16 protein-coding genes are annotated in these 21,141 nt (G+C 71.7%); 10 read left to right on the top strand and 6 right to left on the bottom strand.

Features of this window, described 5'->3' with window-relative positions:
• Positions 1-33: 33 nt before the first annotated feature.
• Positions 34-2,139, bottom strand: a complete 2,106-nt coding sequence (locus tag K7C98_RS33780) for a hypothetical protein (RefSeq protein ID WP_224195964.1) — start codon at positions 2,137-2,139, stop codon at positions 34-36.
• 274 nt (positions 2,140-2,413) lie between these two features.
• Positions 2,414-2,809, bottom strand: coding sequence for a Rid family hydrolase (locus K7C98_RS33775; protein ID WP_224195963.1), 396 nt, complete (start codon positions 2,807-2,809; stop codon positions 2,414-2,416).
• Between the two features lie 676 nt (positions 2,810-3,485).
• Here K7C98_RS33775 and K7C98_RS33770 point away from each other — a divergent pair.
• Entirely contained in the window at positions 3,486-3,773 is a 288-nt protein-coding gene (locus K7C98_RS33770) for a YciI-like protein (protein ID WP_224195962.1), read from the top strand.
• A 43-nt stretch (positions 3,774-3,816) separates the two neighbouring features.
• On the opposite strand, the gene K7C98_RS33765 is transcribed toward K7C98_RS33770, so the two are convergent.
• Positions 3,817-4,563 (bottom strand): YqjF family protein, encoded by a 747-nt coding sequence (locus K7C98_RS33765; protein ID WP_224195961.1) that lies wholly within the window; start codon positions 4,561-4,563, stop codon positions 3,817-3,819.
• 119 nt (positions 4,564-4,682) lie between these two features.
• On the opposite strand from K7C98_RS33765, the gene K7C98_RS33760 reads away from it, so the two are divergent.
• The 6 genes from K7C98_RS33760 to K7C98_RS33735 all read left to right on the top strand — a co-directional run bounded on the left by K7C98_RS33760 (position 4,683) and on the right by K7C98_RS33735 (position 13,536).
• The gene (locus tag K7C98_RS33760) at positions 4,683-5,795 is read left to right on the top strand and encodes a substrate-binding domain-containing protein (protein ID WP_224195960.1); all 1,113 of its coding nucleotides are present in this window, start codon (positions 4,683-4,685) and stop codon (positions 5,793-5,795) included.
• 51 nt (positions 5,796-5,846) lie between these two features.
• Positions 5,847-6,827 (top strand): hypothetical protein, encoded by a 981-nt coding sequence (locus tag K7C98_RS33755; protein ID WP_224195959.1) that lies wholly within the window; start codon positions 5,847-5,849, stop codon positions 6,825-6,827.
• 7 nt (positions 6,828-6,834) lie between these two features.
• Positions 6,835-8,202 (top strand): hypothetical protein, encoded by a 1,368-nt coding sequence (locus tag K7C98_RS33750; protein WP_224195958.1) that lies wholly within the window; start codon positions 6,835-6,837, stop codon positions 8,200-8,202.
• 486 nt (positions 8,203-8,688) lie between these two features.
• Complete coding sequence (locus tag K7C98_RS33745; protein WP_224195957.1) at positions 8,689-10,140, top strand: SGNH/GDSL hydrolase family protein; 1,452 nt, start codon at positions 8,689-8,691, stop codon at positions 10,138-10,140.
• A 314-nt stretch (positions 10,141-10,454) separates the two neighbouring features.
• Positions 10,455-11,747 (top strand): DUF4388 domain-containing protein, encoded by a 1,293-nt coding sequence (locus K7C98_RS33740; protein WP_224195956.1) that lies wholly within the window; start codon positions 10,455-10,457, stop codon positions 11,745-11,747.
• Between the two features lie 244 nt (positions 11,748-11,991).
• On the top strand, positions 11,992-13,536 hold the full coding sequence (locus K7C98_RS33735; RefSeq protein WP_224196206.1) for an RICIN domain-containing protein: 1,545 nt from the start codon (positions 11,992-11,994) through the stop codon (positions 13,534-13,536).
• A 116-nt stretch (positions 13,537-13,652) separates the two neighbouring features.
• Here the strand turns inward: K7C98_RS33735 and K7C98_RS33730 are convergent, their stop codons facing one another.
• Positions 13,653-16,097 carry an ABC transporter permease gene (locus tag K7C98_RS33730; RefSeq protein ID WP_224195955.1) on the bottom strand — a complete coding sequence of 815 codons (2,445 nt, stop codon included), beginning with the start codon at positions 16,095-16,097 and terminating at the stop codon, positions 13,653-13,655.
• A 599-nt stretch (positions 16,098-16,696) separates the two neighbouring features.
• Here K7C98_RS33730 and K7C98_RS33725 point away from each other — a divergent pair.
• From K7C98_RS33725 to K7C98_RS33715, 3 genes are all read left to right on the top strand, one after another.
• A complete protein-coding gene (locus K7C98_RS33725) occupies positions 16,697-17,410 on the top strand; it encodes a hypothetical protein (RefSeq protein ID WP_224195954.1) in 714 nt (237 codons plus the stop codon).
• On the top strand, positions 17,407-17,997 hold the full coding sequence (locus K7C98_RS33720; protein ID WP_224195953.1) for a hypothetical protein: 591 nt from the start codon (positions 17,407-17,409) through the stop codon (positions 17,995-17,997). The genes K7C98_RS33725 and K7C98_RS33720 overlap by 4 nt, the downstream gene beginning before the upstream one ends.
• Positions 17,998-18,195: 198 nt before the next feature.
• Positions 18,196-19,017 carry an alpha/beta fold hydrolase gene (locus tag K7C98_RS33715; RefSeq protein ID WP_224195952.1) on the top strand — a complete coding sequence of 274 codons (822 nt, stop codon included), beginning with the start codon at positions 18,196-18,198 and terminating at the stop codon, positions 19,015-19,017.
• Here K7C98_RS33715 and K7C98_RS33710 read toward each other — a convergent pair.
• Entirely contained in the window at positions 19,014-20,030 is a 1,017-nt protein-coding gene (locus tag K7C98_RS33710; protein WP_224195951.1) for an ADYC domain-containing protein, read from the bottom strand. The genes K7C98_RS33715 and K7C98_RS33710 overlap by 4 nt on opposite strands.
• A 314-nt stretch (positions 20,031-20,344) precedes the next feature.
• Positions 20,345-21,139 (bottom strand): lysophospholipid acyltransferase family protein, encoded by a 795-nt coding sequence (locus K7C98_RS33705; protein ID WP_224195950.1) that lies wholly within the window; start codon positions 21,137-21,139, stop codon positions 20,345-20,347.
• Positions 21,140-21,141 lie beyond the last annotated feature (2 nt).

The raw sequence follows: 21,141 nt of genomic DNA, 5'->3' as shown, positions 1-21,141 counted from the left end.
GCTGCGCCCTCGCGCGTCGATGCGGTGAAATCATCATTTCGCGGGTCGGCGCGCGAACTCGGCGTCGAGGCGGACGCGGCCGCCGACGACGTCGGCGGCCAGGCGGAAGCCGCGGCCGGTCAGCCACGACTGCAGGAATCCGGCCTCGCGCGGTCCGCCCTCGAAGCTCGCGACCAGGCGCCACAGGTCGGGCAGCTCGCCGTAGAAGGCGGGGTTCGTCTCGTTGTCGCGCTCGAGGTCGGCGAGCATCCACTTCAGGCGGTCCTGGCCGTCGGCGACGACGATCCAGCCGAACTCGACGTCCTTGTCGGCGAGGCGCACGGTGCCCGGATCGGTGACGAGGAAGAACTGCGCCGGGGCGTCGGCGCCGGGGAGGCCGGCCGATTCGACCCTGGCGTCGACGCCGGGGACGGTGGCCGGCGAGAAGCGCAGCGAGGACAGGCCGACGAGCGAGCGGAACAGCGCCAGATCCTGGCCCTGCACCCGCGAGTAGGCGACGTAGTCGGTCCGCACGTTGCGGTCGGCGAATTGCAAGCTGCGCAGGCTGCCGGCGGTGCCCTCGACGCGGCCGACGATGTCGAGCACCGTGCGGATGATGCCGGCCTCCATGCCCTTCTGCTCGCGGCCCCACCGCTCGACCATGCCGAGCGCGCTCGGCCAGGTCTCGAGCATGAGGACGACCGGGCCGAAGTCGCCGGCGCTGTCGATCGCGTCCTTGAAGGCCCGCTCGTCGCGGCCGTAGAGGCCGATGGCGAGCTCGCCGAGCCCGGCGAACGCGGGCAGGCCGGAGCTGCGCCAGCACGCCAGGGCGCCGTCGCACAGGCCGGCCAGCGTGGGCACGCCGACGCCGGCCTGGGCGCGCGAGAATGTCTTTTCGGCCAGGTCGGCGGCCGCGCCGTCGACTGGCTCCCAGGACATGGTCATCTGGACAGTCTCGGGGTCGACCGAGGCCTCGAGGCGCACCCCGGCGAACAAGCGCCGGGTCTCGCGCAGCTGCTCGAGCGCGGCGCGCTGGTTCAACGCGCGGGCGACCCGCTCGGACCGCTGCGACGGCTCGTACCAGCGCAGGTCGCCGACGGCGTCGGCGATCTCGACGACCTCGGCCAGCGCGGGCACGGCGGCCGCGTCGGCGAAGGCCGCGAAGTCGCCGCGCAGGGTCGAGAGCACCGGCAGGGTCGCCGGGGCGGCGGCGAGGCCCGAGGTGATGGCGGGGACGCGGTCGGGGTCCCACGCCGCGCCGGTGCCGGCGGGGAACATGAACAGGTCGAGGACCACGGCCGCCTGCTCCTTGCGCACCACCAGCAGCGCCCTGGCGTCGCCGAAGCAGAACTCGCTGGGGCCGATCTGGCCGCACAGGGTCGCGATCTCGGGCGGCCGCTCCTTCTGAACCATGCGAGTCAGCAGGCCGGGCAGGGCCGCGGGATCCGCGGCCGGCGCGTGGACGCGGGTGTGGATCGCCAGACTACCTGCCCCTCGGGCCATGGCCTCCTGGTCAGGTGACGGACCGGGCGGCGGCGGCGGCTTCCACGGCTCGGCCGGCGGGACCGGCTGCACCGGCTGGACCGGCACCGAGTCCTGGTACGGCTGCGGCGGGCTCGGCGGCGGGGGCTCGGGCGGCGGGGGCGGCTTGGGCCGCGGGCCGGGCCAGGGGGCGACGTCGGCCGGCGTGGTGGCGGCGCCGGGGAACGGGTTCGGCAGGCCGGGCGCGCTCCCGGCCCGCTGCAGGGCCTCGCGCACGCCGGGCATGGTGGCGGCGATCGGGCGGGCGATCGTGACAGTGACGAAGGCCTCGGGATCGAGGCCGAGGCGGGCGCTGATGTCGTCGACGCGCGGATCGAAGCCGAGATCGACGCCGGCGCGGGCGACGTCGCGGGCGGTGTCGGGGTCGAGCGGCAGCGATTGCAGGTACTTCTGGATCGCACCTGGCCGCAAGGCCATGTAGACGAAGCCGCCCTCGACGAACCCGGGCGCCTGGCTCACGGTCGGCCGCGCGAGCGGCGGCATGCGGGCGTGGATCGCCTTGAGGGCGGGATCGGAGGGGTCGTCGGCGCCGCCGCCGGCGCCGCCGCGGCCGCAGGCGAGGGCGAGGACCGCGGCGAGACCGAGGCCGAGGCGAGGACGCGCGAGGGCGTGAGGCATCGCGCGAGGATACGCCGACCGCGACGGGTCAAACAGCCCTCATCGTGCGGCCTGGCGATTGTCTACACCGCGGGCGGACCGGGGCCGCGAAATCGAGCCGTGTAGCGAACGCCGTGCGCCGGCGCGGCCGGGGTCGTGACGACCGGGAACGCGACCGGAGCGCCCGCAGCGGCGCTCCGGCGTCGATCCGTCCGACGGCGCGGACGCGGGGGCGCTCCCGCCAATCACCGCTGCCCCGCGCGGACGCGAACACGGCCGCGGCAGGGCGGGCGGACTACTTGGCGCACCAGATCTCGTACTCGACCATCATGCCCGGGATCGCCAGGGCGTCGACGATCCGCAGGGTGCCGGCGGCCGGCTTGATGTTCACCGGGGCGAAGTAGTCGGCGAACAGGCCGAGGATCGCGTTGAACTCGCCGTCGGTGACGTCGGTGGTCATCGTGAATTCGATGCGGACGATGTCCTTGCGATCGTAGCCGGCGTCGTCGAGATATTCGTCGAAGTGGTCGAGGATGTACTGCGTCTGCCCGATCGCGTCGCCGGGGAACTGGATCTGCCCGGTCGAGTCGTGGGCGCCGTGCCCGGCGATCAGGAACAGCTCGTCGATGTTGCGCAGCTTCAGGCCCCAATTGAAGATCGCGCCGAAGTCGGGCGCCTCTGGGTTGGGCACCGCGATCTTCTTGAAGTGGCCGTTACCGTTACCGTTACCGTTACCGTTACCGTTACCATTGCCTTTACCGTTACCGTTACCCGATACGACTTGGGGCACCGCGATAGACATCGAGAGCGCGAGGAGAATCGTCGAAATGAAAACAGGCCGCTGCATCCCACACCTCCAACCCTGCCACGTTACGGGGGCGGCGAACCGGGTGTCAACGAGTATCGATGCCGATGCACCAACTTTGGCGCAGCGCGGCGCACCTTGCTTCACTTCACCCACGGCCGCTGACAGGTGGTTGCCGTGAGCGCGTTGATCTCATGGGGCAAGTTCCGGCGATTCGGATCATTGAACCCATGATGATTGCTCGGCCGGGTGCGGCGATGTCGTCCGCGCGCGACGCTCTCGGGCCCCGCCTGTCCGCGGGCGCGGCGGCGTGCATATCGGGCGCGGCTGCGCTCTCATAATGTATATAGTGGACAATGCTCGCCGACGGATCCGGGGCGCCGCAAATGTCATTTGGGGACCGGGCGATCGAGGGTCGTGACAGTCGGCGGTGGCCGACGACCCCGGCGCTGCGGTCATCTGTCCGGGGCCGGGAAGAGACGGCGCGTTTGTGGAGCGGGGATCCGAGGGACATGGCTCGCGGACATCCCGGACGCCCGCGTCCGGCGTATGCTCGCGCGCGATGTACTTCGTGCTCCGCTACGAACTCGTCGACGACTACCTCGAGCGCCGCACGCCGCTGCGGCCGGAACACCTGGCCCTGGCCCGCGCCGCCGTGGAGCGCGGCGAGCTGCGCCTCGGCGGCGCGCTGGCCGAGCCGGCCGACGAGGCGCTGCTGGTGTTCCGCGGCCCCGACGGCGCCGCGGCGGAGGCGTTCGCGCGCGCCGACCCGTACGTCCGCGAGGGGCTGGTGCGGCGCTGGACCGTGCGGAAGTGGACGGTGGTGATCGGCGCCGACTTCGAGGGCTAGCGCTCGTTGACGGTGAACACCTCGGCTCGAGGGGACCTGGCCTTCAGGTCAGGCGGCGACCGCGGTAGACGGTGACCGCGGAGCCCTCGGCGAGGAACGCCGAGCGCGGCGGGCCGGCGAGCGCGGGGGCGAGGTCCGGGCCGTAGAGGGCCGCGGCGTCGAGGCGCAGCCGCGGATCGACGCCGGTCCAGACCCGCCAGGGCGGGTGCTCGACGCGGTACTCGGTGGTCGGACCGCCGGGGCCGGCGACGTAGCCCCAATAGTGCTCGGCGATGAATTCGGCCTCGCTGCCAGGGGCAGGCGCGGCCGGCTCGCCGCGGAAGGCCAGGCCGAGCTCGTGCCAGCGCCCGCCGACGCGGGCCCCGTAGGCGACCTCGCCGGCGCCCTGGGAGGTGTTCTTTCGAACATGTCTCATCGGCCATGCCTCGTAGCGCTCGCCGTAGAGCCGGCGCGCGACCATGGCGACCGCGGCGCGCGGGACGATCTCCTTGAAGAAGGCGACCCCGCGCTTGTGGCCGTCGGCGCCGACGTGGGGCTCGTCGGGCCGCCCGGGCCGGCGGACGTAGAAGCGCAGGTTGAGCTCCTCGAAGTCGCGGTGCCACGGGACCGGGCAGCCGAGCAACCGCGTGCGCAGGAACATGAAGCCGACCAGGCTGACGCAGGCGACGCCGTCGAACAGATCGAGCTCGGTGCCGGGCGGGACGTGGGGGGCGAGCACGGCCGGGTCGACGGCGAAGTTCAGCATGACGAGGTCGCGCCACTCGGCGGTGAGGAACTCGGCGTCGGACATGCGCGCGAGCCTACGCGCATCGCCGGACCGGGGCAGCCGGCGCCGCTGAACGGGCGCAGGGCGAGGTTTGGCGAAGCCGCTTGACAAGTTTGCTTTTCATCTGGGAAAGAATGCGCGTCATGATCGAAAACGAGCCCAACCGGGTGCGGGCGGCGCGAGAGGCCTGCGGGATGTCGCAGGTCGAGCTGGCGGAGGCGGCGAACCTGTCGCGCCAGAGCGTGGGGGCGATCGAGGCCGGGCGGGCGACGCCGGCGGTCGACGTGGCGCTGCGGCTGGCGCGGGCGCTGGACTGTCGCGTCGAGGATCTGTTCGCGGTCCCGACCGGCGAGCTGCGGATCGAGGCCGAGCCGGCGTCGGCGGTGCCGGCGGGGCGGGTGGCCCTGGCCCACGTCGGCGGGCGCTGGGTGGCGTATCCGCTGACCGGCGAGGCGATGCGGCTGGCGGCCGACGCGATCGTGGCGCGGGCGCCCGGGCGGCGCGGACCGGTCGAGGTCGAGCTGGTGCGACCGCGGGTCGAGGCGCAGGGCAACTTGGTGGTAATGGGCTGCGCTGCCGCCCTCGGGGTGCTCGCCGATCGGCTGAGCATCCGCGCCGCCGGGGCCGGGCGCTGCGTGTGGCTGCCGCGCTCGAGCACGCAGGCACTGGCGGCGCTGGCCGCCGAGCACACGCACGTGGCGGGGGTGCACCTGGTCGACGGGCGCACCGGCGAGGCCAACGTGCCCGACGTCCGCAAGCACACCGGCGCGGCGCTGGTGCTGATCACGCTGGCGCGGTGGGAGGCGGGGCTCCTGCTCGCGCCGGGCAATCCGCGGAAGGTCCGCGGCGCCGGCGACCTCGGGCGCCGCGGGCTGCGGCTGGTCGCGCGCGAGGCCGGTTCGGGCGCGCGGCGGCTGCTCGAGCGCGAGCTGCAGCGCGCCGGTCTGCCGGCGACGCTGGCCGACGCGGCGCCGGTGCGGGCGAGCGGGCACCTCGAGGTCGCGCAGGCGATCGCCAGCGGGGCGGGCGAGGTCGGGGTGGCCACGCGCGACGCGGCGCTCGCGTTCGGGCTCGAGTTCGTGCCGCTGGCCGAGGAGCGCTACGACCTGGCGATCCCGCGGGCGCTGCTGGCGGACCCCCGGGTGCTGCGCTTCCTCGATGCGATGACCTCGGCGGCGTTCCGGCGCGAGCTGTCGTCGCTCGGCTACGACGTGCGCGGCTGCGGCGACCGCGTCGCCGAGCTCGCGGCCGCATGACCTGCGAGGCAGGCGATGAGTGACGACGGCGATCTGACCTTTGGAGCAGCCATGACGAGACGCGTGAATTTTGCCCTGCTGGCGCTGGCCGCCGGCTGTGTGCCGGAGCTGGCGACGGAGAGCGAGAGCGAGACGGCGACGACCGAGGCCGCGACGGACCCGGGCACGGCCACGACCGGCGACGCGCCGACGACCGGGGAGCCGGCGCAGTGCGAGACGTTCGCGCAGTACCGCATCGACGTGCAGGCCGAGCCCAACGGGCTCCACTACCGCGCCGACGAGCAGCGGCTGTACATCGCCGACGACGACAACAACCGCGTGCTGGTGCGCGACGAGGACGGGACGATCGCGGTGTTCGCGGAGATCGCCAACCCCTCGAACGACCCCGGCTCGGACGGCCTCGGCGACCTCGACTTCGCGGCCGACGGCACGCTGTTCGTGCCGCGCTTCGGGTTCGGCATGCCGGGGCTCGGGGCGATCTTCCAGGTCGCGCCCGGCGGCGCGCCGGAGGCGATCGCGGGCGTGAACGACGAGTGGCGGCGGGTCGGGCTCGATTACGACGACGCGCGCGGGCTGCTGTGGGTGTCCACGTACTCGCGCGACGCCGACGACGTGTACACCGGCTGGATCGCCGGCGTCGACCCGGTCGCCGGCGTCGAGACGATGCTGCTCGGAGGGCTCAGCAAGCCGGTGGGCATCGCGGTGCTCGGCGACACGCTGTTCGTCGGCGACCAGGCGCAGCGGCAGGTGTTCAAGGTCGACCTCACGGCCGCCACGCCGGCGCTGACGCTGGTGTCGGACGAGTTCGAGTCGCTCGACCTGATGGAGACGACGCCCGACGGGGCGCTGCTGGTCTTGTCGTACGACACCGCCAACAGCGCCGGCCACGTCTACCGCGTGACCGCCGAGGGCGCGATCACGACGGTCGCCCAGGGCGACTGGGAGCCGCGCGGGATCGCGTTCGACGGCGTCAGCCGGATCTTCGTGTCGGCCCGCGACACCCAGCAGATCGTGGTCATGCCGGCCTGTTGAGCGCCCCGTGCTGTCGACGACGATCGTCATGGGGGCGGCGCTGGCGACGGCGCCGGCCGAGGAGGTGACCAGCGTGCCGGTGCCCGAGCGGCCGGCGGGGCAGGGCGGTGGAGACATGTCCGCCGAGACAGGTGCCAATGAACCTCTCCGCACGGACATTGATGCGTCGAGCCCGGGCGGCGACGAGGCCGGAGGCCCGGACGAGCATGTCCGAACAGACACGTCCGGTACGGATGTCCCGAAGAGCATGGCCGATCAGCCATCCGCGAAGCGACCGCTGCGAGAGCGCTTCGAGCTGTTCCCGTACGGGTGGATCCGCACCGACGCGACCTGGTACTCGGCGCCGCGCGAGGGCTACAGCAACATCAGCCTGGCGGGGGCGCGGATCGGCGGCGGGGTGAACGTCGGGCCGGTGACGGCGTTCGTGACGATCGAGGCGGCGCAGGCCAAGGGGCCGCAGCTGTTCGACGCGTTCGTGGCGTGGGCGGCGGCGCCGCGGCTGCGGCTGCGCGTGGGCCAGTTCAAGGCGCCGTTCGGGCTCCGCTTCAACGCGCCCGACCTGGTCGACGAGCTGCCGCGGGCGCCGCTGTCGCTGCTGGCGGCCACGCCGGGGCGGCAGGTCGGGCTCGAGGTGGCGTACGACTTCTGGCGCTGGGCCGAGGTGACGGCGGCGGTGTTCTCCGGCATCGGCCAGAACCGCGAGGCCAACAACACGAAGATCGCGTTCGCCGGCAAGGTGCAACTGAGCCCGCTGGCGGGGCTGCGGCGCGCGCCGAAGCTGATCCTGGTGGCGTCGGTGTTCGCGTACCACAAGACCAACGGCTTCACGCCGACGGTGACGACGGCGTTCGGCTTCGACTTCTTCCACGGGCTGCCGAGCAGCGGGGCGTCGCGGCGCTTCACGGCCGGCGGCGGGCTGTTCTGGCGCTTCCTGTCGGCCCGCGGCGAGTTCTTCTACACGTACGACTCGCGCGAGCGCGACACCGACGGCGACCCGTTCACGCCCGGCGATCCGCTGCCGCAGCTCATCGGCGCCGGCGGCTACGCGCAGCTCGGGGCGGTGGTGACGGGGCAGGAGAAGGACCCGGCGACGCTGCTGCCGCGGCTGGCGAGCCGGCGGGTCCGCGACAGCGCGGTCGAGCTGTCGGCCCGCTTCGAGCGCTTCCGCGTCGGCGCCCGCGACCTGGCCGGCAACGGGGTCACGACCGCGTCCGCGGGCCTCAACTGGGTGCTCCTGCAGCACCTGCGGGTGTTCGCGGCCGTCAACTGGCAGCGGCTCGAGACGGCGGTGCCGGAGATCCCGCGCGGGACGTCGTGGGGCGTGACCGGCGGGCTCGCCGGCTTCTTCCTCGGCCGCGCCGGCCGCGGCGATTGAGCGCCTGGCATCGCCGAGATGGCTTCATGGACATGTCTTCATGGACATGTCATTCTGCGCGGCTCCGGCGCGGGGCATGGGTGTCTCGACGGACATGCGCTCGGCGCTCGACCTGGACATGTCTCTCGGGTCAGGCAGGCGCGACAATTGTCGCGCCTCGGGCGCGGTCGACGTGGACATGTCTCTCAGGCCAGGTAGGCGCGCCAATTGTCGCGCCTCGGGTGCTGAGATCGCGGGCGCAGGTCCGCCTGCATGCGCGGCGTCCGTGCGGCCCCGATTCAGCAGGTGGATGTCCGCGAGGACAGGTTGTGCCACGGTTGCGAAGACGCGCGCGGACGCCCAAAAAGCGGGCTGTGCGGCGTGAAAGCCGGCGCGCGCGGAGCGGCGGGGCGGGGCAGGCCCGCGTTCGCCGGGCGCCTCGGGCCGTCGCGGGCGCGCTCTCGGGCGCTGCGGTGCGGCGGCCGACATGGTGTACCCTGCCGGGCCATGACGCGATGGATTATCGGACCGATGGCCGCGCTGGCGGTCGGGTGCGCAGGGGGAGCGCCGCTCGACGGCGAGACCAGCGGGACGCTCGCCACGACCTCGGCGACGGCGATGCCGACGTCGACCGACCCGACCACCGGGCCGGAGCCGGCGACCGACACGAGCGAGACGACGACGACGACGACGACGGGCGAGAACCTGACCTCGGAGACAGGTGAGACCGAGACGACGACGACGGGCGAGCCGACGGTGCTCGGCGAGTACTACCCGTTCACCGAGGTGCACTCGCCGATCACGGCCGACGTGGCGGCGGCGATGACCGCGATCGCGGCCAACGGGGTCAAGACCGACGGCGTGTTCGCCAAGGTCGGCGGGACGCACACCGCCAGCAGCAATTTCTTGAACTGCCTGGCCGACGCGGTGCAGATCGTCGAGCTGCCGCCGGCGCTGCAGCCCGCGGTCGACTTCTTCAACGCCAGCGCGGCCGGGATGGGGGCGACGTCGTTCAGCCGCGTCAGCCTGGCGGCGATGCCGGGCTGGACCGGGGCCGACATCCTGGCCGGCGCCCCGTCGCCGCTGGCCAACGAGGTGACCGAGATCAGCCCGCGCTTCGCGGTCGTGCTGCTCGGCACCACCGAGCTCGAGGTGCCGCCGCCCGAGGGCGTGTTCACGTTCGCCGACAACCTCGTCGCCGTGGTCGACGCGCTGATCGCCGGCGGCACGGTGCCGATCCTGTCGACCATCCCGGCGCGCACGATGCCGGCCGGGATCGATGTCTACGTGCCGCGCTACAACGCGTTCATCCGCGCCCTCGCGCAGGGCCGCAAGATCCCGCTGATCGACCTCAACCTCGCGCTCGCGGGCCTGCCCAACGCCGGGCTCGCGGCCGACGGCATCGACCTCAGCGTCGCGCTCGCGGACGACATGGCGACGCCGACCCCGTGCGCGTTCGGCTTCAGCGGCATCACCAGCGGCTACAACCGCCGCAACCTCGTGACGCTCGAGGCGCTCGCCCGCGGCAAGACGGTGATCGTGGACGGCGGTCCGCCGCCCGACGCGACCGCGCCGACGCTGCTGGGCGCCGGCACGCTCGAGGAGCCGATCGTGATCCCGGGCCTGCCGTTCGCCGACATGCGCAGCACCGCCGACAGCCCCAGCGACGCGATCGACGCCTACCAGGGCGCGTGCATGGCGATGGGCGCGGACGGGCCCGAGTTCGTGTACGAGCTGACGATCGACGCGCCGACGACGATCCGGGCGCTGGTGTTCGACCAGGGCAACGTCGACGTCGACCTCCACTTGATGACGCTGACCGACGCCGGCACGTGCGTGAAACGGGGCGACCGCGAGCTCGAGGGGCCGCTGCAGCCGGGCACCTACTTCCTGTCCGTCGACACGCTCGGGACCGCGACCCCCGGCGAGTTCGCGTTCGTGGTGCTGCCCGAGGGCTGAGCGCGATCCCGCCCGAACGCCCGCGCTGGGCCCTTCGGGCGCTCGTGTGGCCCGCGGCCGCGGTGTGACGCCGTCGCGGAGGACCGGCGAGGACGCGGTCGCGGCACCCGTGCCGCGACGGCATTTCGAGCTCCCGCGCCTGTTTTCCGCCGCGCCGGTTCGTCCCGATGCGGCGGATATGCGCTAGTGCAGGACCGGACCGGCTGACCGAAAGAGCAGGCTTCGCGGTCATCATCGGGCGGGGTCAGCGGACCGCGGGCCGCGTACGGCGGGGTGAGAACCGAACGGACAGGTGTTACAGTGCGGCCCCGAGCATGAAGCACGCGCAGGACGAGCTGGTCTGGATCGACGGGACGGGCGCGGCGCATCCTTTGGGCGAGGTGGCGACGCAGCGGATGCGCACCCGTGAGGGCGCGTTCCGCATCATGCCGTCCCCGCGCCACCTCGTGTTCATGCGCTACGTCGGCGCCGACGGTCGCCGCGATCGCGAGGACGGCGCGGTGGTCCGGATCGCCGGCGAGATCACGGGGCCAGGCGCGATGGCCGACGTGATCGCCCTGCTCGCGCAGGTCGGCTGGCGCGGCGAGCTGGTGGTGCAGGACTCGGAGCACTCGCGCAGCCTGTTCTTCGAGCACGGGTCGATCGTCGGCGTGCAGTCCGACGCCGGCGACGAGCTGCTCGGCAACATCGCCTACCGCTTCGGCGCGGTCCACGAGGACGTCCTGGGCGACGTGCTGGTGCGCGCGCGCAAGACCGGCGAGCGCTTCGGCGTGGCCGCGGTGGCGATGGGGGCGCTGACCGAGGAGCAGGTGCTGAGCCTGCTCGGGCGCCAGGTCGAGGAGGTCGTGTTCGCGGTGCTGATGGCCGACGACGGGCTGTACGCGTTCCTCGACGGCTACGAGGAGTCGCGCCTGCCGTTCCGCCAGGTCCACAGCGCGACGTCGCTGCTGATGCACCTGATCGTGCGGCTCGACGGGATCCGCTACTTCCGCCCGTGGATCCCGTCGTCGCAGTACATCCCGAAGAAGCGGCCCGGCGCGGTGGCCCCGGGGACCGAGCTGCTGCCGCTGTGGAACGCGCTCGACGGGGTGCAGAGCGTCGAGCAGCTGGGCCGCTCGACCGGGCTCGGCGAGTTCCAGGTCACCGAGATGCTGTTCCAGCTGACGCAGTCGCAGCACGTGATCATCCTGCCGCCGCGGCTGCGCGGCGGGGCGGCCGAGGCGGTCGAGCTGGCCAACACGGCGCTGCGGGCGATCCACCAGCGCGCCGACATGGCCGGCCGCGGCACCGTGTTCCGCAACGCGATGGCGGGGTTCGCCCGCGGGTCCTACGACGACCTGTTCCGCGGGGCAGGTCCGTTCGAGCACGGCGGGTTCAACGGGCAGATGATCGACCGCAACGCGACCAACACCTGCCGGACCCTCGGCGGCGAGCCCGAGGTGCTGGTGCGCGAGATGATGTACGACTACGTCGCGTTCGCGCTGCTGTCGTGCGGCGCCTCGATCGGCAAGGCCGACGAGCAGGCGCTGAGCCGCGAGGTCGAGCCGCTGCTGGCCAAGCTGCGGCCGGCCAGCCAGTCGGGCATGTTCCGCCTCACGCCGACCTGAGGCCGCGCTCGCGGGCTTCGGCGTCGATTGCAGCGTGTAGGTCGCGCATCGAGCACGGATCCGCGCCGCGCGGCCATGGATACGAGGATCGTCAGAGGTGTCCTACGAGCCATCGCGGATGGCGTTCGTCGGCGTCGCGGCGGACGATGCACCGCGACGCAGACCGCGCCTCAGGCGGCGGCGCGTCCGATGCAAAGGAGACAGCGGGGATATGTCGGGTGATCAACCGATCGATTTGCCGAAGGTGGGCGACAAGTACGTGGTGGGGGCCTACCGGATCGTCAACGCGCAGAGCGGGCGCGCGCTGAGCCTCAGCCCAGGCGAGGGCGACAGTGGAGCGCAGGTCAAGCAGCTCCCGGTCGACGCCTCGATCGACCAGATCTGGGTGCTCGAGGATGTCCTGCCGAGCGAGTGCGACCGGACGCCGCTCCACCCCAACGTGTTCCGGATCCGCCACGCGCGCACGGGCCTCTACCTCGACGCCGACGGCAACCGCCGCGGCCTCAACGGCTACCCGGTGCTGGTGTGGGACCGCGAGGCGCAGCCGAAGAACATCATCACGCCGTTCCCGAACGCGCAGCAGCTGTGGCACATCAACCGCGTCGACGAACGCAAGTACCAGATCGCCAACCCGATCGATCTCGTGGTCGCGATCGCCTGCCGCAGCCTCGACGCGCCGACCGAGACGATCGGCCAGGACGGGGTCGCCGTGCAGCTGTGGACCCCACACCATGGCGAGAACCAGAAGTGGCAATTCATCCCGGCGACGGCCCCGGAGCGGCCCAGGACGGTCGGCGACGTCGGCGCGATCGCGGCGGTCTACTCGAGCGCGCGGGGCCACGCCGAGGGGCTCCACGTCGGCGTCAACGGCCGCCTGCGCTACGCCTACGTCCACGGGGGCGCCTGGCGCTTCGACACCACGCACCTCGGCGACGGCGCGCCCTTCTCGGGCCCGGTGAGCGCGGTCTACGAGCCGAACCGCGGCCACGCGGCGGCCATCGCCCGCGGCAGCGACGGTCGCCTGCGCTACTTCTACGTCCATGGCGGCGGCTGGACGGTCGACGCCAACACGCTCGGCCCGGCGACGGGCGCGGTGTCGGCGGTGTTCTCGCCGGCCCGCAACCACACGGAGGTGTTCTTCGCCGGCACCGGCGGCCAGCTCAATTATGCGTACGTCGAAGGCGGCGCGTGGCATCACCACCGCGAGGGCTTCGGCGCGGTCGGCGGGGCGGTATCGGCGGTGTTCTCGCCGGCCCGTAACCACTCCGAGGTGTTCTGGGTCCGCGCCGACGGCCGCCTGATCTATTCGTACGTCACCGGCGGCGCGTGGCACCACGACGCCGACTCGCTGGCGGCCGCAGGCCAGGTCGGCGCAGTGTCGGCGGTGTTCTCGACGGCGCGCAACCACAGCGAGGTGTTCGCCGCGGGCGCCGACGGCAAGGTGCATTACTTCTACGTCGAGGGCGGCGCGTGGCACCACGACAGCAGCAGCTTCGGCAGCACCCGCGGGCAACTCGCCGCGACCTGCTCGCCGGCCCGCCACAGCGAGCTGGTGTTCGTCCGCGACGACGGGCGCCCGGTCTACGCCTACGTCGACGGCGGCGCGTGGAAGCGCGACGACGTCACGTTCGCCGCCGCCGGCCCGGTCAAGGACGTGGCGATGGTGTTCTCGCCTCCGCGCAACCACAGCGAGGTGTTCTTCACCGGGGCCGACGGATTCCTGCGCTACTTCTACGTCTTCGATCGCGGCAACCGGGGCTACCCCGCCTGGCACTGCAGCTCGCTGTGAGCCCGGCGGCGCGCCGGAGTCGAAGCCGGCGGCGGCGAGGACCGATCGAGCATGTCGTCCAGGACATGCTCTTCAAGGCCGGCGGATCACGCGGTCTCGCGCTCACCCGAGCGCGCTCATTCGTGGCGCAGCACCACCATCGGATCGATGCGGGTGGCGCGGCGCGCAGGGACGTAGGTCGCCGTCAACCCGACGACCACGAGGATCAGCGCCACCGCGGTGAAGGTCAGCGGGTCGGCGTTGCCGAGGTCGGGCAGCGTCGAGGCCAGCACCCGTGACAGCGCCAGCGCGCCGGCGGTACCGACGACGAGGCCGATGGCGATCAGCCGCGCGCTCTGGCGGACGACGAGGGCGACCACCGCCTGCGGCTGCGCGCCCAGGGCCAGGCGCACGCCGAGCTCGTGCGTCCGCTGGGCCACGGCGTTCGACATCACCGCGTAGAGTCCGACCGCGGCCAGCAGCAGCGCGAGCCCGGCGAAGATCGTCAGCAGGCGGAGGACGAACCGCGGCGACTCGAGCGTCGTGCCGATGATCTTCTCGTAGGTGTCGATGCTGTGGACGGCCAGCTTCGGGTCGAGCTCGGCGACGGCCGAGCGGACCTGCGGGGCGAGCTCGCCCGGCTCGCCCTGCGTGCGCACCAGCAGGGTCAACCCCGAGATCCCCTGCCGCAGCTTGTCGGGCACCTGCGAATAGAGGTAGTACATCTGGTACGGCGCGACCTCCCAGTCGTCGAGCGAGTAGTGCTTCACGTGGTCGACGACGCCGACGATCTCGACGCTCGGCTGCTCGCTGAGTCGGTCGCGCAGCCGCTGTCCGACCGGGTCCTGGCCGGGGAAGAACTTGTCGGCGAGCACCTTGTCGATGATGACCTTCGGCGGCGCCTCGGGCGTGTCCTCGGCGCCGAACGTGCGGCCCGCCAGCAGCCGGTTCCGCAGCATCTCGATGCCGCCGACGTCGACGAAGTACACCACCGACACCGGACCGCTGAGGATCGGGCGCGGATCGTCGAGCGGCAGGAAGTTGTCGTGGTGGGCGCCGATGAACGGCGCGCCCGCCTGCAGGCTCACCGCGGTGACGCCGGGGAGCGCGGCGACGCGGCGCTGGAGCTCGCCGACGAACATGCGCAGCTGGGCCGCCGTCGCGTTGTGCTCGGGTGTCACCGGGACGGCGGCGGTCAGCACATGGGTCGCATCGAAGCCGAGGTCGACCGACTGCAGGCGGGCCAGGCCGCGCATCGTCAGCCCGGCGGCGACCAGCAGCATCAGCGCCAGCGCCACTTCGCCGACGACCAGCAAGCTGCGCGCGCGCAGGTGCCGGGACCCGGAGGTCGCGCGCTGGTCGCCCTCTTTGATCGCCTGCGCGAGGTCCTGGCGCGAGGCGTAGACCGCCGGCACCAGCCCGAACAACAGTCCGGTGCCGCTCGCCACCAGCAGTGTGAATATCAACACCGTGCGGTCGATCGCGATCGGCCCGAAGATCGCAAGCCCGAGCCTCTGCGGCAGCGCCGCGGTCAGCAGGTCGACGCCCCACAGCGCCAGCAGGAGCCCGAGCCCGCCGCTGAGCAGCGCGACGAGCGAGCTCTCGACCAGCAATTGGCGGATCAACCGCCAGCGCCCCGCGCCCAGGGCCGCGCGCACGCTCATCTCCTTCTGGCGCCGCATCGCCCGCTCGAGCATCAGGTTGGCGACGTTGGCGATCGCGATCAGCAGCACGAAGACCACCGCGCACATCATCATCATCAGCCAGCCGCGGTGCTCCTGGGTGACCTCCGCCTGCAGGTCGGCGAGAACCGGCCTCGCCTGCCCGTATTCGCCGGGGAATCTGCGCGCCAGGCCGTCGCCCAGCGCGTTCATGTCCTCCGTGGCCTGGGCGAGGGTCACGCCGTCCTTCAGGCGCGCGACCGTGAACAGGGCCAGGACCGCGGCGCGGTGGCGGAAGGCCTCCTCCTCGGCCCGCGTGCCGAGCGGGGCGATGATGTGCTTGTCGACATGGAAGGCGAACTGGAACCCGGGCGGCATGACGCCGACGATCGTCCAGTCGCTGCCGTCGAGGGTGATCGGACTGCCGATGACCTCGGGATCGGCGGCGAAGCGCCGCGTCCAGAAGCTGTGCGACAGCAGGACCGCCTTCTTGCCGTTCGGCACGTCCTCCTCGGGCAGGAAGTTGCGGCCGAGCGCGGGCTCGACGCCCAGAATCGGCAGCAAGTTCTGCGAGTACCACTCCACGTTCAACCGCTCGGGCTCGCCGCGTCCGGTCGCCGTCATGTTCGACATGGTGACCGCCCCGACGGCGTCGAACGAGGCGTTGCCGTCCCGGTAATCGATGTAGTTGGGGTACGACGGCGTCACCATGCCGAGCTCCGGGCGGCTCTCGTAGATGTACAGCAGCCGCTCGGGGTCGGCGAATGGCAGCGGCTTGAGGAGCACGCGATTGACGGCGCTGAAGATCGCCGTGTTGGCGCCGATCGCCACCGCGAGGGTGATGATCGCCACGCACGCGTAGCCCGGGCTCTTGCCCAGCGTGCGCAGCGCGAAGCGCAGGTCCCTAAGCAGCGCGGACATGGCGGTCCTCCGTCGTCACGCGACCCACGAACGAATGCATGCGGCCGGCGAAGCCGGGGCTCGGTGCGCTCTCCATGTTGACGGGCATTTCGCGGTCCTCTCGCTGTTCGCGCCGGCGCAGGCCCGGGTGTGTCCCTTGAGTCAGGTCAGACACGTGCTCGCCCGGCCCCCGGACATCGTCTGGCAATCGCCGTGCCGTCAATGATCTCGTAGCCTTGGCCCGGGCGTGCCCGGCGGCGTGTCCGGTTCCGGCACCGGCCGTCCCATTTCCGGACACCCGCCTGCGCGGCCGGCGAGGTCGTACTGCTCGCATCGGCCTGCTGTGCGACGGAGCTCGCGGGCGCCAACCTGTCCATCACATGTCTCTTGGGACAGGACGGTAAAGCCACATCGACCTGTGGTCAGGGACATCACCAGGGGGTCCATCGGGGCGGGTCGCCCTCGCCCCGGGAGATTCGCCTTGCAATTCACGTCTCGTCGCGCGACCGTCGTTGGGGACGGTCCGTGCCGACAGTGCCACCAATCGCCCTCCCGCCCGCGACGACGACACCGGCGCGCCGCTGGCGGCGGAATAGCCGGGCCGCCAGGGAAGCGCGCTGATGCGCTGGTGGCAGCCGGTTCTCACGGGGCTGGCCGGGGCCGCGCTGACCTCGGGGCTGATGCTGGGGATCGCCGTGGCAAACTCGCAGCCGCGCACGCCGCCCGCGTCCGAGACCCCCGAGCCGACGACGGTGAGCCTGGGCACCGACGCGCCAGAGTTCCGCGCCGCCGACGTGGTCTTCCCGCTCGATCGCTACGTGCTCCACGGCGAGACGCAATGGCTGCCCCTGCTGCTGCAGCTCCACGATCCGGAGCTGCTCGCCGCCGACAAGCGGGCGTGCATCTCGCGCTTGCACGAGCTGCCGGAGGACGCGAATTGCCGGGTCGAGTACTCGCTGTGGCTCGACCCCGATCGACGCGGGCGGGTGCTCGGGATCGAGGCGCTCGTGCTCGCGGGCGAGGCATCGCCGTGTCGGGCGTACGTCGAGTGTCGCCTGCCGGGGCTGGCGAGCGCGCAGCTCGAGGTGCCCGGGGACGTCTTTCTCGCGCACCCGTCCGGCCTGCGGATCACCGACAAGGTGACGCACGCGACGCGTCGGCCCAGCGCGGAGGACGAGGCGCGCGAGCGTGCGGAGCTGACGGACCTCCTCGCGGCCCCGGATCCGCCGGACCTCCTCTCGATGCCCGCCGAGGCGCAGCGCCTGCACAGGTTCTTCCGCGAGCGGAAGGCGCGGCTGCTGGCGGTGTTGCAGCAGCGAGGGCAGCGACGATGAGTCGCGCGTGGTTGTTTCACCTCGGCGCCTGGCTGCTCGGCTGCATGGTCGCGGTGGCCCTGGCGCCGGTGCTGCGCGGGTTCCTGTCGCCGTGGCGCGTGATCGGCCCCGACAAGATCGCGATGTTCTCGTCCGACGCGTGCAAGACGAGCCGGTCCGCGCTCGAGCACGTCCGCGGCGATCCTCGGCTGGCGGCGTTCATCGTGCCGGTCCCGGCCAACGGACCCGACGCCGAGGCGCCGATCGTGTGCGCCGCGGCGCTGGAGATCCTCGCCGTGGAGAGCTGGGGGGTGCGCTGGCTCCCCGCAGCGCTGGCGTGCCGGTGGCTCAAGGAGGACGCGTTCGCCGTCGTTCCGGAGCAGGGCGTCCCCACGCCGTCGTGGTACGTCGCGGGCAGGTTCGTCGACGGGGCCCGGAGCGCCGACGAGGCCGCGGTGTTCGCCGCGCGTGGGTGGCGAATCGAGTGGACCTACAGGGGGCTGCGTCTCTCGCGGCTCGATGCGCCGCCTCCGCCCGAAGAGCCGGCGCCGCCGATCCGCAGGATCGAGGACCTGGGGCTGAGCTCCTATCGCGACGACCGCTGGTGAGAGTGCTCGGCGCTCGCATTCTTCGCATGTGTCTGAAGGGACAGGTCAGTTTCGATCGTCACGCGATCGCGGGGCACGCGCAGAGCCGGCTGTGGGTCGACGACCCCCGTCGTGATGCAGGTCCGCGGTGACGCGGGCGCGCGTCCTGGCTCGCGCGGCGCGACCCTGCACTACAGTGTGCGCGGGGAGACGAGGCCGATGCCGCACATCACGACCAGGGACGGGACGACGATCTACTTCAAGGACTGGGGCACGGGGCAGCCGGTGGTCTTCAGTCACGGCTGGCCGCTGACGGCGGACGCCTGGGACGCCCAGATGATGTACCTGGCCGACCATGGCTTCCGCGCGATCGCCCACGACCGCCGTGGTCACGGGCGATCCAGTCAGCCGTGGCAGGGCAACGACATGGACCAGTACGCCGACGACCTCGCCGAGCTGTTCGCGGCGCTCGACCTGAAGCAGGCGATCCTGGTCGGGCACTCGACCGGCGGCGGTGAGGTGGCGCGCTTCATCGGCCGTCACGGCCAGGAACGCGTGGCGAAGGCGGTGCTGGTCGGCGCGGTGCCGCCGGTGATGGTGCAGTCGCCGACGCACCCGAACGGCCTGCCGCTGACGGCCTTCGACGACATTCGTCGCGGGGTGACCGCCGACCGTTCGCAGTTCTACCGCGACCTGTCGGGACCGTTCTTCGGCGCCAACCGCCCCGACTCGCAGGTGTCGCAGGGCATGCGCGACAGCTTCTGGCTGCAGGGCATGATGGGCGGGCTGAAGGGCCAGTACGACTGCATCAAGGCGTTCTCGCAGACCGACTTCACCGAGGACCTCAAGCGCTTCGCGGTGCCGACGCTGATCATCCACGGCGACGACGACCAGATGGTGCCCTTCGCCGGCTCGGCCGCGCTGTCGAGCAAGCTGGTGAAGGGCGCGACGCTGAAGGTGTACGCCGGCGGGTCGCACGGGCTGGCGCAGACGCACCAGCACCAGCTGAACGCCGACCTGCTGGCGTTCGCCAGAGGTTAGTACGTGGCGGCCGCGCAGGCGCCCGGGTCGCTCTCCCACACGTCGCAGTAGCGGTCGGCGAGGAGGGCGCCGCGGCTGCTGTCGAAGTCGCCGCAGCCGCTGATGTCGTCGAGGGCGTCGAAGCAGCCCGGGAAGTCGTAGGGCACGCCGTTGTCGTCGTACATCTTGAGGCGCAGCTGGTCGCCGATGCACACGGCGCCGTTCGGGCCCCACTCGGCCTCGATGCCCCAGCTCTGACGATCGAGGGTGGCCGGGCTCTGGATCGCCGGAGTGAGCGCGTCGAACACGTCGATCGGCGTGCCGGTGAAGGTGTGCGGGGTGCCGTCGCCGCAGTAGTCGGCGCGGGCCAGTCGCGTGCACGCCTGGTGGTGATCGGCGAGCCCGACGCCGCCGACGGTCGCCCACGGGCGGTAGCCCCACTCGACACACTTGGCCAGCACGGCGTCGCGGCAGGCGAACGTCACCGCCGTGGGATCGTCGACCCGGGCGCCGGTGGTGGGGTTCCACCAGTTGGCGATCGCGATCGCCTGGGTCGGCTGACCGTTGTGGTCGTTGCAGAGGCTCGACCACTGGCTGGTCTCGTTGTCCTGGACCGAGATGTCGTAGAACCACACGTCGCCGTTCGGGTCGGCCGGGTCGAGATAGATGTCGTCGAAGCGCAGGACGAAGGTGGTGTCGCCGCCCTCGAGCGTGAGCACCGAACCGATCAGATCGTCGCCGCTGACGGGCACGGGTGTGCCGTCGACGTCATGCGTGGCAGAGAAGCTGCTGCCGACCAGGCTGATGCCGTTGAGGTTCCACCCGTTGAGGTTCCACCCGTTCACGCGCATGCCGTTGAGGGCGGTGCCGTTCACGCGCATGCCGTTGAGGTTCCAGCCGTTGAGCTGCGCGGTATTCAACGCGATGCCGTTGTCGGCGTCGTTGCGCGCCGAAATCGCTGTTCCGTCGGCGCTCCCCACGACATCACACGCCACCACCGAACCGATGAGCAAAAGGCAGATCCCACGAGTCATGAGCTCATCATCTCCTGTCCGAACTGCATGATCGAGGTCAATGTGGAGCGCAAGCGAGGAGGTCGCGATCCGGACGCAAGTGTCCGGCGCACCACTGTCCGGTCACGTACGCGCTCGCATTCGTGCGTCCGTGACACACACCAGGATCGACGCGGCGTGCACCTGCAAAGAAACTCGCAACGATCTTGCCGCGGTCGCTCGCGAATGACGAGCGCCGCGGCAGCGATGACACCCAAGCCCACATGCTCGCCGCCGCGAGATGCAGACGGAGGATCGACCGACCCCGATCGACGACGGGGGCCGACCGCTGACGATCACGCGCCGGAGGCGATCGGCGTCACGTCGGAGGGGATCGGGGCCGTGCGCCCGGGCACGATGCCGCGCTCGGCGAAGTCGGCGATGATCTTGTGGGTCCGCTCCATGACCTGCGCGAGCTCGGCGTCGGACAGGCCCCGGGTCTCGATCGGCGCGCCGACGTAGATCGTGATCTTCGTCGGCGTCAGCAAGTACGAGCCCTTCTGCATCAGATCGTACATGCCGTGCGTGGCCAGCGGGATGACCGGCAGGCCGGCGATCCGGGCCATCCAGAACACGCCGCGCTTGAACTCGGCGACCTTGCCGTCGAGCGTGCGGTGAGCCTCGGGGAAGGCGAGGATCGAGATGCCCTTCTTGGCCCGGTCGCGCGCGGCCTCGGCGATCGCACGGTAGCGGTTGGAGCCGTTCGGCACCGGGATGCCGTCGGCGAGCTTCATGATCCAGCCGTACATCGGGATCTTGAACTGCCAGGCGTTCATCAGCCCGCAGAAGGCGTGCGGGATCGAGGCGCAGGCGGCGTGCGCGTCGAGCAGGTTGACGTGATTCTGCATGAACACGCCGCGTCGCTCGGGGTCGAATTCGGGGTCGTAGATGATCTCGACGCGGCTCAGCGTGATCTTGAGGACGGCACCCATGCCGGGGCCGCCGATGTAGTTGTGGGTCTTGCGCGAGGGCACGACGGTGGACACGGCGGCCCACGTGACGGCGACGGCGCCCATCCACGCGAACGAGACCGTCCAGACGACGGCGGAGTAGACGACCTGAGCTGCCTTCTTGATGAACTTGAACACCATGA

The sequence above is a fragment of the Nannocystis pusilla genome (assembly GCF_020073745.1).
In the GTDB taxonomy this organism is placed as follows: domain Bacteria; phylum Myxococcota_A; class Polyangia; order Nannocystales; family Nannocystaceae; genus Nannocystis; species Nannocystis radixulma.
Note: the sequence above shows the minus strand (reverse complement) of the source record. Positions and strands in the feature narration are given on the sequence as shown.

Bases quoted from the DNA above. Each gene is read 5' to 3' on its own strand.
- K7C98_RS33780 (WP_224195964.1), bottom strand. From the start codon at position 2,139: ATGCCTCACGCCCTCGCGCGTCCTCGCCTCGGCCTCGGTCTCGCCGCG.
- K7C98_RS33770 (WP_224195962.1), top strand. From the start codon at position 3,486: ATGTACTTCGTGCTCCGCTACGAACTCGTCGACGACTACCTCGAGCGC.
- K7C98_RS33765 (WP_224195961.1), bottom strand. From the start codon at position 4,563: ATGTCCGACGCCGAGTTCCTCACCGCCGAGTGGCGCGACCTCGTCATG.
- K7C98_RS33760 (WP_224195960.1), top strand. From the start codon at position 4,683: ATGATCGAAAACGAGCCCAACCGGGTGCGGGCGGCGCGAGAGGCCTGC.
- K7C98_RS33755 (WP_224195959.1), top strand. From the start codon at position 5,847: ATGACGAGACGCGTGAATTTTGCCCTGCTGGCGCTGGCCGCCGGCTGT.
- K7C98_RS33745 (WP_224195957.1), top strand. From the start codon at position 8,689: ATGACGCGATGGATTATCGGACCGATGGCCGCGCTGGCGGTCGGGTGC.
- K7C98_RS33740 (WP_224195956.1), top strand. From the start codon at position 10,455: ATGAAGCACGCGCAGGACGAGCTGGTCTGGATCGACGGGACGGGCGCG.
- K7C98_RS33730 (WP_224195955.1), bottom strand. From the start codon at position 16,097: ATGTCCGCGCTGCTTAGGGACCTGCGCTTCGCGCTGCGCACGCTGGGC.
- K7C98_RS33725 (WP_224195954.1), top strand. From the start codon at position 16,697: ATGCGCTGGTGGCAGCCGGTTCTCACGGGGCTGGCCGGGGCCGCGCTG.
- K7C98_RS33720 (WP_224195953.1), top strand. From the start codon at position 17,407: ATGAGTCGCGCGTGGTTGTTTCACCTCGGCGCCTGGCTGCTCGGCTGC.
- K7C98_RS33715 (WP_224195952.1), top strand. From the start codon at position 18,196: ATGCCGCACATCACGACCAGGGACGGGACGACGATCTACTTCAAGGAC.
- K7C98_RS33710 (WP_224195951.1), bottom strand. From the start codon at position 20,030: ATGACTCGTGGGATCTGCCTTTTGCTCATCGGTTCGGTGGTGGCGTGT.
- K7C98_RS33705 (WP_224195950.1), bottom strand. From the start codon at position 21,139: ATGGTGTTCAAGTTCATCAAGAAGGCAGCTCAGGTCGTCTACTCCGCC.